Origin of the sequence: Curtobacterium poinsettiae, assembly GCF_047226435.1 — a bacterium.
GTDB classification, from domain to species: Bacteria; Actinomycetota; Actinomycetes; order Actinomycetales; family Microbacteriaceae; genus Curtobacterium; species Curtobacterium poinsettiae.
The window spans coordinates 103,362-117,769 of record NZ_CP178435.1 but is presented as its reverse complement, the minus strand read 5'-3'; the positions used below and the strand labels follow the sequence as shown (position 1 = coordinate 117,769).

Annotated in this window: 17 protein-coding genes; 9 read left to right on the top strand and 8 right to left on the bottom strand. The window is 69.0% G+C overall.

The annotated features are described in order from the left end of the window. Positions 1-2: 2 nt before the first annotated feature. The 6 genes from ACL00U_RS17560 to ACL00U_RS17535 all read left to right on the top strand — a co-directional run bounded on the left by ACL00U_RS17560 (position 3) and on the right by ACL00U_RS17535 (position 2,442). Complete coding sequence (locus tag ACL00U_RS17560; protein ID WP_214585397.1) at positions 3-353, top strand: hypothetical protein; 351 nt, start codon at positions 3-5, stop codon at positions 351-353. A gap of 67 nt (positions 354-420) precedes the next feature. Further along, positions 421-609 (top strand): hypothetical protein, encoded by a 189-nt coding sequence (locus ACL00U_RS17555; RefSeq protein WP_262118666.1) that lies wholly within the window; start codon positions 421-423, stop codon positions 607-609. 69 nt (positions 610-678) lie between these two features. After that, positions 679-885, top strand: coding sequence for an antitoxin VbhA family protein (locus tag ACL00U_RS17550; RefSeq protein WP_214585399.1), 207 nt, complete (start codon positions 679-681; stop codon positions 883-885). Between the two features lie 22 nt (positions 886-907). After that, positions 908-1,597, top strand: coding sequence for a Fic/DOC family protein (locus tag ACL00U_RS17545; protein ID WP_259581492.1), 690 nt, complete (start codon positions 908-910; stop codon positions 1,595-1,597). Next, positions 1,594-2,094, top strand: a complete 501-nt coding sequence (locus ACL00U_RS17540) for a hypothetical protein (RefSeq protein ID WP_214585403.1) — start codon at positions 1,594-1,596, stop codon at positions 2,092-2,094. The genes ACL00U_RS17545 and ACL00U_RS17540 overlap by 4 nt, the downstream gene beginning before the upstream one ends. 57 nt (positions 2,095-2,151) lie before the next feature. Beyond that, the gene (locus ACL00U_RS17535; RefSeq protein ID WP_214585405.1) at positions 2,152-2,442 is read left to right on the top strand and encodes a DUF4190 domain-containing protein; all 291 of its coding nucleotides are present in this window, start codon (positions 2,152-2,154) and stop codon (positions 2,440-2,442) included. 76 nt (positions 2,443-2,518) lie between these two features. Here the strand turns inward: ACL00U_RS17535 and ACL00U_RS17530 are convergent, their stop codons facing one another. Beyond that, complete coding sequence (locus ACL00U_RS17530) at positions 2,519-2,959, bottom strand: hypothetical protein (RefSeq protein ID WP_262140233.1); 441 nt, start codon at positions 2,957-2,959, stop codon at positions 2,519-2,521. A gap of 437 nt (positions 2,960-3,396) precedes the next feature. On the opposite strand from ACL00U_RS17530, the gene mobF reads away from it, so the two are divergent. The 3 genes from mobF to ACL00U_RS17515 all read left to right on the top strand — a co-directional run bounded on the left by mobF (position 3,397) and on the right by ACL00U_RS17515 (position 9,165). After that, positions 3,397-7,707 (top strand): MobF family relaxase, encoded by a 4,311-nt coding sequence (gene mobF / locus ACL00U_RS17525; protein ID WP_259581496.1) that lies wholly within the window; start codon positions 3,397-3,399, stop codon positions 7,705-7,707. Between the two features lie 6 nt (positions 7,708-7,713). Then, on the top strand, positions 7,714-8,160 hold the full coding sequence (locus tag ACL00U_RS17520; protein ID WP_214585411.1) for a hypothetical protein: 447 nt from the start codon (positions 7,714-7,716) through the stop codon (positions 8,158-8,160). A gap of 108 nt (positions 8,161-8,268) precedes the next feature. Continuing rightward, a complete protein-coding gene (locus ACL00U_RS17515) occupies positions 8,269-9,165 on the top strand; it encodes a type II CAAX prenyl endopeptidase Rce1 family protein (protein ID WP_214585413.1) in 897 nt (298 codons plus the stop codon). A gap of 62 nt (positions 9,166-9,227) precedes the next feature. Here ACL00U_RS17515 and ACL00U_RS17510 read toward each other — a convergent pair whose 3' ends face one another. The 7 genes from ACL00U_RS17510 to ACL00U_RS17480 form a co-directional block, all read right to left on the bottom strand. Continuing rightward, on the bottom strand, positions 9,228-9,602 hold the full coding sequence (locus ACL00U_RS17510; RefSeq protein WP_412874082.1) for a DUF4913 domain-containing protein: 375 nt from the start codon (positions 9,600-9,602) through the stop codon (positions 9,228-9,230). An 85-nt stretch (positions 9,603-9,687) separates the two neighbouring features. Continuing rightward, positions 9,688-11,274: a type IV secretory system conjugative DNA transfer family protein gene (locus ACL00U_RS17505; RefSeq protein ID WP_259581501.1), complete on the bottom strand. Its 1,587-nt coding sequence runs from the start codon at positions 11,272-11,274 to the stop codon at positions 9,688-9,690. Next, positions 11,274-12,017, bottom strand: coding sequence for an HNH endonuclease family protein (locus ACL00U_RS17500; RefSeq protein ID WP_259581503.1), 744 nt, complete (start codon positions 12,015-12,017; stop codon positions 11,274-11,276). Before ACL00U_RS17500 ends, ACL00U_RS17505 begins: the two co-directional genes overlap by 1 nt. Then, positions 12,014-12,220 (bottom strand): hypothetical protein, encoded by a 207-nt coding sequence (locus ACL00U_RS17495; RefSeq protein WP_259581504.1) that lies wholly within the window; start codon positions 12,218-12,220, stop codon positions 12,014-12,016. Before ACL00U_RS17495 ends, ACL00U_RS17500 begins: the two co-directional genes overlap by 4 nt. Positions 12,221-12,231: 11 nt before the next feature. After that, on the bottom strand, positions 12,232-12,978 hold the full coding sequence (locus ACL00U_RS17490; protein ID WP_214585421.1) for a hypothetical protein: 747 nt from the start codon (positions 12,976-12,978) through the stop codon (positions 12,232-12,234). Then, positions 12,975-13,277: a hypothetical protein gene (locus ACL00U_RS17485; protein WP_259581508.1), complete on the bottom strand. Its 303-nt coding sequence runs from the start codon at positions 13,275-13,277 to the stop codon at positions 12,975-12,977. The genes ACL00U_RS17490 and ACL00U_RS17485 overlap by 4 nt, the downstream gene beginning before the upstream one ends. Positions 13,278-13,318: 41 nt before the next feature. Further along, positions 13,319-14,407 carry a C40 family peptidase gene (locus ACL00U_RS17480; protein ID WP_214585425.1) on the bottom strand — a complete coding sequence of 363 codons (1,089 nt, stop codon included), beginning with the start codon at positions 14,405-14,407 and terminating at the stop codon, positions 13,319-13,321. Between the last annotated feature and the right edge of the window lies 1 nt (position 14,408).

Below are 14,408 nucleotides of genomic sequence, written 5' to 3'. Positions count from 1 at the left end.
CCATGATCACCTGGGAACCGTTCGCGACGTGGGCGACAGCGCTGACCTGGATCCTTCTCGCGGTCAGCATCGGCTTGATCGTCTGCCTCCTGGCACTCGTGGTCCTCCGTCTCCGCGGCCAAGGGAAGGACGAGGCCAGCGACGACGGCACCCGACGCCGGCGCGCGAGTATCGCGCAGCCGATCGGCGGTGTCCTCGGCTTGCTCGTCGGGATCATCAACGGCATCCCGGTGGTTGCCCGGGAGTTCACCCCGATCTACAACAGCACCGGCACGACTGTGTCATTCGTCCTGATCGCGGCCTCCCTGCTCCTCCTCGCCCAGGGCCCGAGCAACCGGCAGAGAGCCAAGTGATCGACGCACGAGAACGTGTCCTGTGATGAGTGATCGCGACCGAAGACGCTCTCTCGTCCGAGGTGGTGTGCTCATCGCACTCGCCATCGCGATGACGCTCGTGACCGTCAACACCATCGTGCGGGGACCGTTCGGTGATCCGGGCGCGTGGGTCGTGACGGTGGTGTTCGTCCAGGTGTTGACCGTGCTGTTGCTCGCAGCTGTTGGGTGGTCCGATCTTCGCGGACCGCGTGACCGGCGTGGGCGAAGAGACTGAAGCCAGCACCCGTAACCCGCTACGAGACAGCTGCGGTTGATAGAATCGTCCACGAGCAGGGGAGTCCTGATGAGCATCAGCACCACGCACCGCACCACCGGCAAGGCTGACGTCGACGAGCGTCGCCGCCGTGTGGAGATCGCGGTGCACAGTGGCGAGATGGAAGGGCTGACGGTCACGCCGGAGTCTCGTGCGGATGCTGAGGATTACGTCGCCGGGTCGATCAGCTCCTCCGAGCTCGTGCGTCGCGTCCGTGCTCGCTACGGGCTGCGCTGAGCGTCGCCGCATAGGAGTCGGTGTGAACGCACACGACCCATACATCGACCCGGATACCGGCATCCTCCGCAACCTTGTCGGAGCTCGAACGCAGGCCGAACTCGACCGCGCTGAGGCCGACCTCACCGCTGTCCGCGCAATCGAGCTGATCGACCGGCCGCTGGCTCCGACCGGTGACCTGGACGAGCTCCGCGGCATCCACCGGGCACTGTTCCAGGACGTCTACGACTGGGCGGGAGAGATCCGGACGATCGACATGCGCAAGAACGTCGACGGCGCCGAGCTGTTCCTTCCGCAGTTTCAGATCGAGCGCGCAGCAGGGTTCGCCGCCGGAGAGCTCCGCGCCGACAACATGCTCCGCGGCCTGAGCCGGGACCGGTTCGTGGACCGCCTGGCGTACCACTACGACCAGTTCAACTACATCCACCCGGCCCGTGAGGGAAATGGGCGGACCGGCCGCCTGTTCTGGGATCGCATCAGCCGCGACGCCGGTTACACCCTTGACTGGCGTGACGTGGCCGGCCGGGAGAACGACCACGCGTCCCGCACCGCGTCTGAACAGGGCGACCTCACCCCACTGCGGAGCATGTTCGACCGGATCGCCGTCCCTCTCGAGCGTGGCAATGACGAACGGACCGCCCGCTTCGATCGACTCGCGATCCACCGACGACCGCGTGAGCACGACGACCGAGAACTCGACTTCGATCGATGAGTGGTCGCACCCCAGTCAGCGCCGCGGAACGGTTCTGGTCCCACGTCGTGCAGGGGCCGGCGCCGTCGGACTGTTGGATCTGGACGGGCGCGGTTGGCGACGACGGGTACGGCCGATTCTGGGTGCCGCAGCCCGACGGGGGACAGCGGGCCATGCGTCCGCAGCGGTGGCTCTACGAACACCTGACCGGGACGGCGCTGACCCCGTCGACGCTGCTGCTGCATGCGTGTGACGTGCCGCTGTGCGTCCACGTCGACGCCGACCTGTCGGTGTCCCACCTGGCACCAGGAACGCATCGGGGGAACATGCTCGAGCGGGTGCAGCGTGGCCGTCACCGAAACGCATCGACGGCGCTCCGCACGGTCAGCTTTCCCCGCTCGGAGCGGGTCCGCCTCTCGCGTGAGCTGCGTGAGGCGTTCCGCGACCACGGGTGGGACGGCGCCGCGGTGCGTGCGTGCAAGACGGGGATCGCGGCCACCACACCGACGTTGTGGTGAGCGGCGCTGTCGGTCGCCGGCAGTAGCGTCACCGCAACCGAAGAGGGGACACCGATCATGACCAACTACGCACCGTCCCAGAGGGCGCCGCAGCAGCCGACCTACCTGCGACGCCGAGGGACCACTTTGTCCCGCTGGAGCGTCTTCCTCGGCATCCAGTCGATCCTGTTCGGCCTCATCATCCCCATCCCGGTCCTGGCGATCGTGTTCGGTATCGTCGGGCTCGCCCGTGGCACGGACGTACCCGGCCGTGCCACCGCGGGCATCGTGCTCGGCTGGTCGTGCCTGACGTTCTGGGGTGGCTTCATCGCCCTCTGCGTGTGGTGGTGGGCGACCAGCCGAATCTAACGGCCACAGCACACGACAAAGCCCCCGACCACGTGTGGTCGGGGGCTTTGTCGTTCGTTTGCTTCGCGTCTGTCGGTTACGCCGCGTACGACTCGGCGCCGGTCTCAACCGGACTGTCGCCGCCTCCGGGCTGCGCCTCGCCCGTGACGTCGTCGCTGCGCGACTCGGGCGCGGTGGCCGCCTTGGTCTTGGCGCGCTTCACGTCCCGGACGGGGACCCCGAGGCGTTCGGCGACCTCGTCGCGGGTGACCTTTGTGTCGAGCATCCGACCGATGATCGCCCGCGCGCGCTCTTCCGCGTCAGCGACCGCGGCGGCGGCCTCGTCGCGGATCTTCTGGATGCGCGCCTCGGCATCCTCATTGATCCCATCGACGGCGTCCGCAGCCACGAAGTATTCGGCGGCGAGCTCTTCGAGCTGTTCCTGCCGGCGGCGGAACTCCGCCGCGCGTTCCACGGCCCGCTCGCGTGCGGCCTTGCGCGCAGCAGCCTGCTTCCCTGACGTCCGAACCTGAGCCATGCGATTCCCCAATCCCTAACGGCCACCACCCGTCCGATCCGGGCGGCACCGCCCTGCCGGCGGTGCATGCGGCGCTCCTGTCGTCGCCCAGCCTACCGCGCGCCGGCGGCGCGGACGGTGACAGTTATCGACCCGGATGCTGACGGCCCGACGCTCCTCGTTCCTCGTCGCTGGCCGCCGCTCCCGGTCTCCACCTGTCTACCGCGCTCGTCACTCCGCCGGTTCCGCTTCGCTCCACCGCCTCCGATCCTCCCGGCCACGCATCCCTCCTTCCGATCTGCGCTCGTTCCTCGCTCCGATCTCCAGTCATCAACGCGTCACACCTCTGGCATTACAAATGAATGAGGCTAGACTCGCCGTATGCGCACCGTCACCAGCCCGCCCCGCGGCTGGGTGGAGTGCGGCCTGAACGGCCCGCTGCGAGGCGGTGACGGCGCATGATGACCATGCATGTCCTGTCCGCCGGGGACGGGTACACGTACTACACGTCCGAGGTCGCCACCGGGGATGCGCGCCGCGACCATGACCGCGAGCTCGGCGACTACTACACCGCTGAGGGGAACCCTCCCGGACGGTGGATGGGTGGCGGCGCGGAGCTTCTTGGGGTGTCGGGGACGGTCTCCGAGGAGCAGATGAAGGCCCTCTTCGGTGAGGGGCTGCACCCCGACGCGGACCGCATCATCGCCGACGCGATCGCGGAGGGGAAGACCGGGAAGCAGGCGCAGGAAGCCGCGAAACTCGGCCGGTCCTACTACGCGTACAAGGCAGACGAGAACTCGCTGCAGGGCCGCATCCAGGCCGGATACGACGCGTTCGAGCGGGTCAACGGGTACGAGCCGAACACGGAGGAGCGGCGTCTGATCCGCTCCCGCGAGGGCGCGCAGGCGTTCCGTGAGGCGAAGGGTCGTGAGGCGTCGGACAAGGAAGAGCTCGGGAAGTTCATCACCGCCGCCTCCCGCCCGACGCAGCAGGCTGTCGCCGGGTTTGACCTGGTCTGCTCCCCACCGAAGAGCGTCTCCGTGCTCTGGGCGCTCGGTGACGAGAACACACGGAAGGCTATTGAAGCGGCGCAGGACACCGCCGTCCGCGACACGATCGCGTACCTGGAGCAGCACGCACTCGCGACCCGCGCCGGCACGAACGGTGTCGCGCAGCTCGAGGTGCAGGGCGGTATCACGGCAACGGTGTTCCGGCACTTCGACTCGCGAAACGGTGACCCGCAACTGCACGACCACATGGTCATCGCGAACAAGGCGAAGGGGTCCGACGGGAAGTGGCGCACCGTCGACTCGAAGCTGATGCACCGGGAGATCGTTGCCGGTTCGGAGTTCTACAACGCGACTGTCGTGTCCGAGGTGTGCGAACGACTTGGCGTCACCAGCGTTGCCCGGGAACCCTCCCCGGGGAAGCGTTCCGTGATGGAGATCACGGGGGTGAATCCGGACGAGATCGACATGTTCTCCTCCCGGTCCCAGCAGATCCGACAGAGCACGGACCGGCTCGTCGCGGAGTACCGGCGCGATCACGGCCGAGCCCCGGATGACACGACGCGCATCAAGCTCGCGCAGCAGGCGACGTTGGAGTCCCGTCCGCAGAAGGACCACGTCCGGTCCCCGCAAGCCATCCGTGAAGCAGCGCAGGCCCGCGTTGACCCGGCCCGTGTCGCGTCGATCGTCGCCGACGCGCAGGCCATCGCGAAACAGGCCAGTGCCGTCGAACGCGCACCGATCGACGTGCAGGACGCGACCCGCCGGGTGCTCCGTGAGGTTGAGGAACGCAACGCCGTGTGGGGTGCGAACGTCGTCCGCAGCCAGGCTCGGCACTGGGTGTCCGAACGCGTCCGCGACCGCGCGATCGCGGAACCGCTCGTCGAGCGCATCGTCGCCGAGGCGCTCCGCGAATCTGTGTCGCTGACCCCGCCGTCCCCGCACGCAGGCTTCCAGCCGCTCACCAGGGGTGCTGCCGGTGACACGCACCTGGAGCACAAGGGCAGGACCCTGTACACCTCGCGTGCGATCCTCGCCGCCGAGGACGGCCTCCTCGACGCAGCCCGAACCCGCACCATGCGACCCATCGACGTCGACGTGTTCGAGCGCGTCGCAGCCGCCCACGACGGTCCCCTCGATGCCGGGCAGCGCGACCTTGCGCGCGCGTTCGCCACGTCCGACATGGAACTCGTTGCCGGTATCGGTCCCGCCGGGGCGGGGAAGACCACTGCGCTGCGCCTCGCCGCAGACGCCCTCGACGCCGGCGGTGTCCGCATGATCGGGCTCGCCCCCTCAGCGCCAGCAGCGTCGGTGCTCTCCGACGCTGTCGGGATCGACGCGACCACGATTCACGGCTTCCTCGTCGCACACCAGCAGGACGAAGTATCCGAGAAGTACGCCCTCCACCCAGGAGACGTGATCGTCGTCGACGAAGCCGGCATGGCCGGCACCCGTCGCCTCCGCGACGTGCTGGAACTTGCGCAGGAACACGGCGCACACGTCCGCCTCATCGGCGACGACCGGCAGCTCTCCGCCGTCGAAGCTGGCGGCGCGCTCCGCCTGATCGACCGCGAAGTGGGATCGGTGCGCCTCGAGCACGTGCACCGATTCCGCGACGCCGCGGAAGCGGACGCGTCGCTGCGGCTCCGTGATCCGCTGCGCCCCGGGGACCCGTTCGCCTGGTACCAGGAACACGGCCACATCGTCGGCGGGTCCGCCGAGAAGATGACGGACCTGGTGTTCCGCGACTGGCAGCACGACACCACTGCCGGCGTCGACTCACTCATGCTCGCCCCCACCGCGGACACCGTCGCCGAGCTCAATGCCCGCGCACAGGCGTTCCGGATGACCGGCGGCGACGTCGACACAACCCGGTCCGTGGACCTCCGCGACGGCCTCTCCGCACACGTCGGCGACCTCGTCGCCACCCGCCGCAACGAGTCAACCCTTCGGATCCAGAACGGCCGCGACCGCGTCAAGAACGGCGACCTCTGGCACGTCACCGCCGTCGGCGACGACGGCTCCCTGACGGTGGCACACAAGCAGCACGGGGCACCGGTGGTCCTGCCCGCCGGCTACGTCGCTCAGCATGTCGAGCTCGGCTACGCCCGCACCATCAGCCGCTCCCAGGGCCTCACCACCGAACGCACCCATGTGCTCGGCACCGCCGGCATGAGCCGTGAGGACGCCTACACGGCCCTGTCCCGCGGAAAGGACCGCAACGAGCTGTATCTGGTGCTCGAGGACGCCGAAACCGTCCCCGACGCCCTCGAGCAGATCGCCGCCCGCTCCGAGCGGCTGCTCTCCGCCCACGAGACCATCCGCGTCGAACAGGACCGCGTCGACGACGTCGTGACCCTCATCGACGAGCACGCCTACGTCGCCGAACGCGCCGACGAGCTCCGCGCCGGCGCCATCGTCGAACGCGCCCTTGGCCGCGAGCTCGCGACGTCCCTCGAGGGGCAGGAATCGTGGGGTGCCCTCGCCGCGTCACTCCGCCACGCAGAGGATTACGGCCACGACCCCATCAAGACCCTCCGCGACGCCTACGGGCAGCGCGAACTCGCTACCGCAGACGACGTCCCGGCAGTGCTGCACTGGCGCATCGAGAAGGCCCTCGAGGGCATCGACCAGCCCATCGTCCGCGTTGTCGACCGACCCGCCGTCGACGGGGTGCCGGCTTGGATCGCGGATGGCCGCCGCCACCAGGACGAACTCATCCCCGCCGAGTGGCGCGACCACCTCGCCGAGCGGCACCACTACATCGGTGCCCGGTTGAAGGAGCGCGGTGCTGCCCTCGCCCTCGAGCAGCCGGCATGGACACAGGACCTCGGACGGCTCCCGTCGGAGCCGTGGCGGATGTTCGACTGGCACCGCACCGCGGCCGAGGTCGACGTCCTCCGCACCAAGTACCGCATCGACCCGTCCGAACCGCAGGCCGTCCCGGAGAAGCTTCGCGGGAACCCCGTCGCCGACCACCTGCAGGAACGCGTGACCGCGCTCCACAAGGCGGCCGCGCTGTCGACGGCGCCGGAAGTGGAACCGTCGACGCGAGAGCACTACCAGCAGCACGCGCAGGAGATCGCCGGCACCGCACGGCAGGCGATCCTCGACCGCGCGCAGACTCAGATCCAGGAAGCCACGACCGCAGCACGCCGCATCACCTCGGAAGGAAGCATCATGAGCGACCCCATCGACGACACCCTCGACCACGTCGGCCGCCACGCCGGCCGCGCCGGCCAGACCGTCGCGAACGAGCTCGGCCGCACCCTGCAGCGCGCGAACGACGAGCGCCGCCGGCAGCAGCAGGACGCCCAGCGGAAGGCGGAACGTGAAGCCGAGTACGCCGCCCGCGACGCCCAGCGCAAGGCCGACCGGGATCGTGAGCAGGCCCAGAAGCAGACCGACCGCGACCGCCAGCAGGCAGACCGCGCCGCCGCCCGCCACACTGGCGACCCGACGAACATGCCGAAGTGGGAACGCGACGCCACGAACCTGCCCCCGACTGCCGCGGACGGCGTCACGCCGGCATGGGAACGCGACGCGACGAACCAGCCGCCCGAGCAGTACACCCGTCACGCCGACGGCACGGCCGCGCCCGCATCGGCGGCACGCGAGCAGGACGCCCCCACCCAGCAGCAGCCGTCGCCGGCAGCGGAACAGCAGCACCGGGAGCAGCAGATGCGTGAGCAGCAGCACCGCGAACGGGAGCAGCAGCGCATCCGTGATCTCGAGCGCGGCGGCGACGAACGAGAACGGTAGATCAGCATGCTCGAACTCCACCAGGTGTTCCAAACGCACGATTACCGCAGCCCGTTCGACCTCACTCTCGACGGCTACACCGACCGGTGGTGGAACATGCACCGCAGTCCGGTCGGTGAGAGCCGATATGACACCTTCACGTTCATCGCAGACGGCGTCGAGGTGGCTCGCGCTGAGGTCGACCCGGACGACGCGGTCCTGGGCGAGTATGTAGACCTCGACACCCCAGTTGACGTGGCGCGATTGACGTTCTTCGAGGTGCGGGCGCCGCGGCGCCGTGAAGGCCTCGGACGCGCTGCCGTGGAGCTTCTTGCAGAGCATTACCCCCGAACAGTCCTCGCCGCATTCTCTGAGCAGGCGGACCAATTTTGGACCGCCTGCGGCTGGCGTTTGCATCGCCGAAGCGACGGCGACCCGCGGTTCCAACCTCTTTTCGTGCACCGTTCGGGCTGAGCGTCACGCCGGCAGTGGGCGCGCCCCCTTCATCCAGTCGTTGTCCCGATGTGGTTGGCGCGAGCTCACACCAAACCTGCTCGTCCATGAACACGCGAGGGAGCGCCGATGACCACCACCCACCCGCCACGATGGCGTGCGCCGCTGGATGCGCTGTTCGCGCCGCGCCTCGACGCAGTCGGCGTTGACCCGGTCCCTGCAGACAAGAACCGGACTGGTCTCCGCATTGCCGTGTGGATCGCGATCGTTCTCCTCTTCCTGCTCGGATGGGGAGTCGGGACTGGCGCTGCGATCGCCACACTGTTCGGCTGGGTACCCAACCCGCCGCCGCTGACCAACGATCCATCGAGCTTGTCCGGGCAGGCCTTCGACATTGGCTCCCAGCTTCTCGTGGCCGGCCTTGCCGGGTGGGCGATGTTCGTCTGGAAGCGCCCCCGGCGCCCCGTCCCGTTCTCACACGGCCTGGCAACCGTCCCGGTCTACATCCTCGTGATGGCGATCGCGTTCACCGTTGTCGGTCTGCTCTCTACAGTGCTGCAGCTGCCCCAACACGACTACCCGTGGCCGGCCGTGTCTCCCGGGTCAGCGTTCACGCTGGCCACGATCGACAGCGCTCTCCCAGGGCCGGCGGAAGAGCTCGCTCTCCTGGGTCTGATTGTGGTTGGGCTTCGCAGGACGGGCTACTCCTGGTGGGTCGTCTACCTGGTCGCGATCGCGGTCCGTGTGCCGTTTCACCTGTACTACGGGTGGGGTGCGATCGCGATCGCGATCTGGCCGGCGATCGCCGTCTACCTCTACCGTCGTTCGGGAGCGATCTGGGGCCTCGTTGCTGGTCACGCGCTCTGGGACCTCACATCGTTCCTCTCGGTGCATACGGACTGGCCTGCCGTCGACCTCCGCATGTACGCCGCAGCGTTCGGTGCGATCGCGGTCCTCGCCGTCGTGATCAAACGCTCACCCGCTCCGACCGCACCGGCACCGCCGCGGTCACCCGCCGCGGAGTAAGTGCGTCAACTACGAACGGCCCGGCACCCCGAAGAGTGCCGGGCCGTTCGTAGTTGACGCTGCTACAGCGTCCAACCGGCCTGAGGAGTGGCCACGGTGAGGAACGGCGTTTGCTTGGGCGTGCCATCGCCGTGGTGCTCCTTCGGGGTGCAGAAGCGCAACGGTCCTCGTGCGCGGTCGAAGATGCGGGCTGCGTGGTGGTCCCAGTGATGAATCCACCACTGCGACAGCGCCTGCCCGTCGCCGTCGCGTGCGAGCTCCACCGCCTTCCCGTGAGCAAGCCAGGACACGTAGAGCCGCTGCACGACCTCGGGGTGCTCCCACCAGCGCGGACACCACGGGATCTCGCCGCGCTTTTCCACACCGAACCCCTCCATCTTCGCCAGCTGCTCCCCAACCCAGCGGACGAAGCCCTCGGTCTCCGCAGTGCGGTCCACCGGCGCACTGTCGTCTGGCGGCGGCGCCCCGTCCTCGGGAGGCGGCGCGTCCGCGTCGGAGGGCTGGGACAGGTCAGGCCAGGTATCAAACGGGCTGGACATCGCGGATCTCCTCGGTCTCTTCCACATCGCGCGCAGCCGGCTTCACGTCGCCGATGCGCTCCTTGAGCTTCTTGTCCCGGAACCACGGGGTGGTCTTCACCAGCACCGGCCGGGCGCCCGGAACACTGACGATCGCCCGCCAGAATGGCAGTCCTTCCAGGTCGCCGGCGGTCATGATCGGCCGGACCTGGGTGCTCGTCGACGTCGACCGGTTGTTGCTGCCGGCGGAGTAGGACTTGATGACTTCCTTGAACGTGCCGACGCTGTCGGAGAGGCGTCGGAGGAAGTCGCCCTGCGCACTCTCGCCGCCGCCGTAGATGCGGATCCCGGCGGCGTTCCACATCGCGTTCATCGTTTCGGCGCCGAACTCCTTCACGCCCTGCGCCCAGGACTGGAAGTACGACGACAGCGCGATGCCGTAGCCGCCGTAGTACGAGTACAGGTCCGGCAGTTCCGGCCACTTCACCACGTTCGCGCACTCGTCGAGCTCCACCACGAACGGAGTCTCCAACCGGCCACCGTTGTCCTCGGCGAGCTGCTCCGCGGCCTTGCACACCGCCCGCACGAGCGCGGTCAGGAACGCCGACGACGCGGCGGTGCCCTTCTTCGACAGCAGGATCAGCGTGTCCTTGCTGCGGACGAACGTCTCCGGGTCGAACCGGCGGATCCCGGACGTGTTCGTCCACGCCATCGCCTGGTCGTTGCTCAGCGCACTTGCCATGCGCTGTGCGGTGGCGTAGACGCTCTTTCGGGTGCGGTCGTACTGCTCCTCCATGCCCTTCATGGCCATCGCCGCCGACGGGTCCCCGGACCGTTCAAGAATGTCGAGGATCTCGCCGCCGCCGGTCTCGGTGTTCAACCAGCCGTGCACGTCAGCGAGTGTCTTGTTCGTCCGCGCGGCCGCGAGGAGCGCGAACGCGAGCAGGCTCTTGCCCTGCGGGTCGAACTGCGCATCCGTCTTCGCGCCCTTGGGCTTCGTCGCGGTCTCGAAGATCTCCGCGAGCTCGTCCGCGTCGTCGCGGGTGCGGATTCCCATCAGCGGGTTGAACACGAAGTCCGGGCGGGTGTCTTTCCGGTAGATCCGCTGCGGGTCGAACACCCACGCGGTGCTCGTCGGCCGGCCCGCGATGATCTCCCGGACCCCATCGATGCGACGGGAGGTGAACATCGCCGCCCCGGGTGCATTGACCATCTTCGGGATCACCTGACCGCTGGTCTTGCCCCGTCCTGGACCCATCAACGCCATGCACGTGTCACGCCATCCCTGGAAGATCGGCCCACCGTGCACGAGCGTGCCGACCTGCTGCCCGGGCGCGAGGCCCACCGCGTTCGGGTGCAGCCGCACCGCTTCCTTCCGCCTGGCCGGGTACTTCGCCGCGCGAATGTCGTTGCGGTGCAGCATCTTCGACTGCAGGTGATCCATCGCACCGCTACCGGCCTTCCGGATGACCATCCACACCGCGGCCGCGATCGCCAGAACGACCACCGCGATGATCAGCGCAGTACCCCACCACGGCCACTGGAACTGCTCGAGCGCCGTCTGGAACGGGTCCGGTGTCGTCGTCTTCATCAGTTGTTCCCTTTGCTCGTGCATCCGGTGAGGGTCCGGTCGAGTGCGTGCTTGTCGTCGGTGGCGATCGACAGGTGCCACTTCGTGGCCACGGTCACGAACGACGCCGCGTAGTTGCAGGCGTCGCCCGTGTTCGCCGGCATCCACTCCGCGGGCCCGGAGTCGGACTTCTCTTCGTTCGCGGGCCCGTCGACGGCCACGAGGTTCGTCGCCTGGTCGTTCGCGAACGCTTCCCGCTGCTCGGGCGTCCACGACGCGGCCCCGTGCCGCCACGCAAGCGACAACGGGAATCGATGGTCGACCTGAACAGCCAGGCTCGACGTCGGCCCGCGGTGGAAGGCGATCGTGCGGCCCGTGTACGGGTCGTGGAGCGTCCCGGAGAGCACGACGCACCCGTTGGTGCCCGGCTTCACCACGACGGCCGTGAGGTCCCGGCGGAGGACGTCGTTGCGGGTGTCGCAGCCGTTGTGGTCGGTGTCGGCCCACGCTGGCCCGAACGCGTCCCGGTCGTACCGGGCCGGCACGTACGCGTCGGAGACCGGGAGGGCGCGGAGATCGCGCAGCGCCTCGGCTGCCGGCGTCGTGGCCACCGTGCTCGAGGTGAATGGTCCAGCCGTCGACGGCGGAACGATCCCACTCGCAGCGAGCTCCGGGTGCATGTAGGGCGCGACGATCGCGGCGATGCCCGCGGCCGCGACGAGGGCGGCCGCGGTGAGGAGCTGCGACTGCGTGCGGCGTCTCACTGGGGGTCTCCTTCCCGGGCGGCTGCTTCGGCGAGGATCTGCCGCACTCGACGTCGGGACAGGCCCGATGCTTCCGCGGCGCCCTTCTGCCCCAGGACCTCCACGGCGGCCACGATCGTCGCGTCCCGGTCCCGGCGGGCTTCCTTGTACGTGTCGACGACGTCGCGCACGGTCTCCGCGACACCGGACATGGTGCGGCTCATCCCTGCCATCGTCACCAGATCCTCACCGTCAGCGGACCGCCGGGCTCGACGGCGCTGACCGTGAAGCTGGTCGGCGTCACCGGGCCGGTGACGTCGTGCGCGATGTGGAGCCAGCCCTGTGCCCAGAGCAGCACGTCCTCGAGCGTGTGCGCGTCGTGGGTGTGTTCGTGGACGAGCTCGCTACCGTGCGCTCCCGACTGCAGCACCCATTCGCCCGCCCCGGGCAGCTGCTGCAGCTGCAGCCGCTCCCACGGGTCGGCCCCGGCCTCCTCGACGGCGTTGACCCGGTGTGACAGCAGGCCGCGGAACCGCACGCGGCCACCGTGGAGGTCCGGGCTCATCCCGACCGCGGGAATGTCGGCTGCATCGGTGACGGGTCCTGTCCAGACCGACACGCAGGGGACGACGTCCCAGCCGTCGTTGCTGAGTTCCATCCCGGTGGCGAACCGGCACACCGGTGCACCACGGTCGGCGATCGCGTCGACGATTCCCGCCACCGTCGGCCGCGCTACGGCGACGGGGAAGGGATCCTCGGCGAGCATCCCCCGCGGGCCGTAGTGCATGACCTGCACCAGCGCGGGATCCGCGTCGTCGGCGAACACGCAGTAGTCCGCCGGCACTTCGTTGCGCGTCGGGGACCATGTCGCCTCGTGCTCCGTGGTGAGGCCGTTCCACAGCACGGACGTCCCTGCCTCGAGCGAGCCGAGGTCCTCGAACGTCACGGCGGCCGCGTCGACGCGAGCCTGCACGGTATTCACGATCGGGCTCCGTCCCGCTGATCGATGACGTGCCAGACCACGGCCGTGAGGAGTGCTGCGACGCTGGCGACGAGTGCGCCGGCGTAGAGGAACCCGGACGGTGTCCACGCGGCCTGCCACGCGCCAGCAGCCGCGTGCGCGCCGAGGAAGGCGCGGCCGACCGATGCGGCGAACAGCAGGCCGACGACCCACATGGGGACGCCGGCTGCGAATCCAACGGCGGTGTTCCGGCCGAGGATCAGCAGGCGTCGGGGCCACGGTGACCGGGGCGGGTTCTGGTGCAGGTATCCGGTGCTCATGGTGTGCTCCTTCGCGGATCGGTTCTTCGGTGGTGCTTGGGCTAGAGGCCGTCGACGGGGCGCCAGACCTGGTCGTTGGGGGTGCCCCACACCTTCTGGATCTTCACGACGTCGCCGGCCTTCGGAGCGGCGATCATCATGTCGCCGCCGAGGCTGATCCCCACGTGCCAGGCGTCGTTGCCGCCCCAGAAGATGAGGTCCCCGGGCTGCGCTTCGCTGAGAGGGTGCATCTGCCCTCGAGCGACCCCGTTGCGCCACTGAGTCGTGGCGGAGTGGCCGGCGTCGATGTTGACGCCGATCTGCGCGTACGCGACCTTCGTCAGCCCGGAGCAGTCCCACACGTTCGGGCCGGCACCGCCGAGGACGTACGCCTCGCCCAGCTGCTCTTTCGCGAACCCGATGACCTGGTTGATCTTCGCCGCATGCGGCCCCGTCGCGGGCTGCTCACCCTCGGCGAGCACGTTCTTCGTCCCGCCGGCGCCGCCACCGGCCGCGGCACCCGCGCCGGCGGTGCAAGTGGGACCCTCGTTGGTCTGCGAGACGGTTGAGACCGTGACGCCGGAGAGGGCATTCAACATCTCGACCGCATACGCCGACTTCGTCGCATACGCATCAGGGAACGCGGACCCCTCGACCGACTGTGCGGCCTCGCCCGGGTCCATGGTGTCCCAGCCGGGCACCTTCACCAGGCGCTCGTAGAACAGGTTGATCGCGTAGTCGATGTCCGTGACCTGCGCGAGGGTGCCCCACCCCTGGGAGGGCCGCATCTGGAACAGGCCGGCGGAGTCGCGGTCGCCGCCGGAGAGGTTGTTGAGGGTGGACTCCGTCATCGCGGCCATCAGCGCGGTCTGCTGCGCGTGCCGGGTCAGGCCCCGCTCCTTGCCAATCGAGACGATCGCCGCGGCGTTCTTCACCTGGTCGCCGGAGTACGGGCCGACCTTCGCCGGCAGGGTGCCCTTCTGCACGGACACGGCCGTGCCGGACACGGTGCCGGCGGCACCGCATGTGGCGGCAGCTGCCTGGTCGTCGTCCCCGGCGCCGGTGATGATCGTGAACAGCACCACCACGATCACGACGATGCCGATCACGGGCGCCAGCGCCGCGATCGCGAGCATTCCACCCTTCCCCATG

Excerpts from the sequence above, each read along its gene's own strand:
- ACL00U_RS17520 (WP_214585411.1), top strand. The coding sequence starts at position 7,714 with ATGCTCGAACTCCACCAGGTGTTCCAAACGCACGATTACCGCAGCCCG.
- ACL00U_RS17480 (WP_214585425.1), bottom strand. The coding sequence starts at position 14,407 with ATGGGGAAGGGTGGAATGCTCGCGATCGCGGCGCTGGCGCCCGTGATC.
- ACL00U_RS17505 (WP_259581501.1), bottom strand. The coding sequence starts at position 11,274 with ATGAAGACGACGACACCGGACCCGTTCCAGACGGCGCTCGAGCAGTTC.
- ACL00U_RS17485 (WP_259581508.1), bottom strand. The coding sequence starts at position 13,277 with ATGAGCACCGGATACCTGCACCAGAACCCGCCCCGGTCACCGTGGCCC.
- ACL00U_RS17495 (WP_259581504.1), bottom strand. The coding sequence starts at position 12,220 with ATGAGCCGCACCATGTCCGGTGTCGCGGAGACCGTGCGCGACGTCGTC.
- ACL00U_RS17535 (WP_214585405.1), top strand. The coding sequence starts at position 2,152 with ATGACCAACTACGCACCGTCCCAGAGGGCGCCGCAGCAGCCGACCTAC.
- mobF (WP_259581496.1), top strand. The coding sequence starts at position 3,397 with ATGATGACCATGCATGTCCTGTCCGCCGGGGACGGGTACACGTACTAC.
- ACL00U_RS17515 (WP_214585413.1), top strand. The coding sequence starts at position 8,269 with ATGACCACCACCCACCCGCCACGATGGCGTGCGCCGCTGGATGCGCTG.
- ACL00U_RS17530 (WP_262140233.1), bottom strand. The coding sequence starts at position 2,959 with ATGGCTCAGGTTCGGACGTCAGGGAAGCAGGCTGCTGCGCGCAAGGCC.
- ACL00U_RS17560 (WP_214585397.1), top strand. The coding sequence starts at position 3 with ATGATCACCTGGGAACCGTTCGCGACGTGGGCGACAGCGCTGACCTGG.
- ACL00U_RS17550 (WP_214585399.1), top strand. The coding sequence starts at position 679 with ATGAGCATCAGCACCACGCACCGCACCACCGGCAAGGCTGACGTCGAC.
- ACL00U_RS17540 (WP_214585403.1), top strand. The coding sequence starts at position 1,594 with ATGAGTGGTCGCACCCCAGTCAGCGCCGCGGAACGGTTCTGGTCCCAC.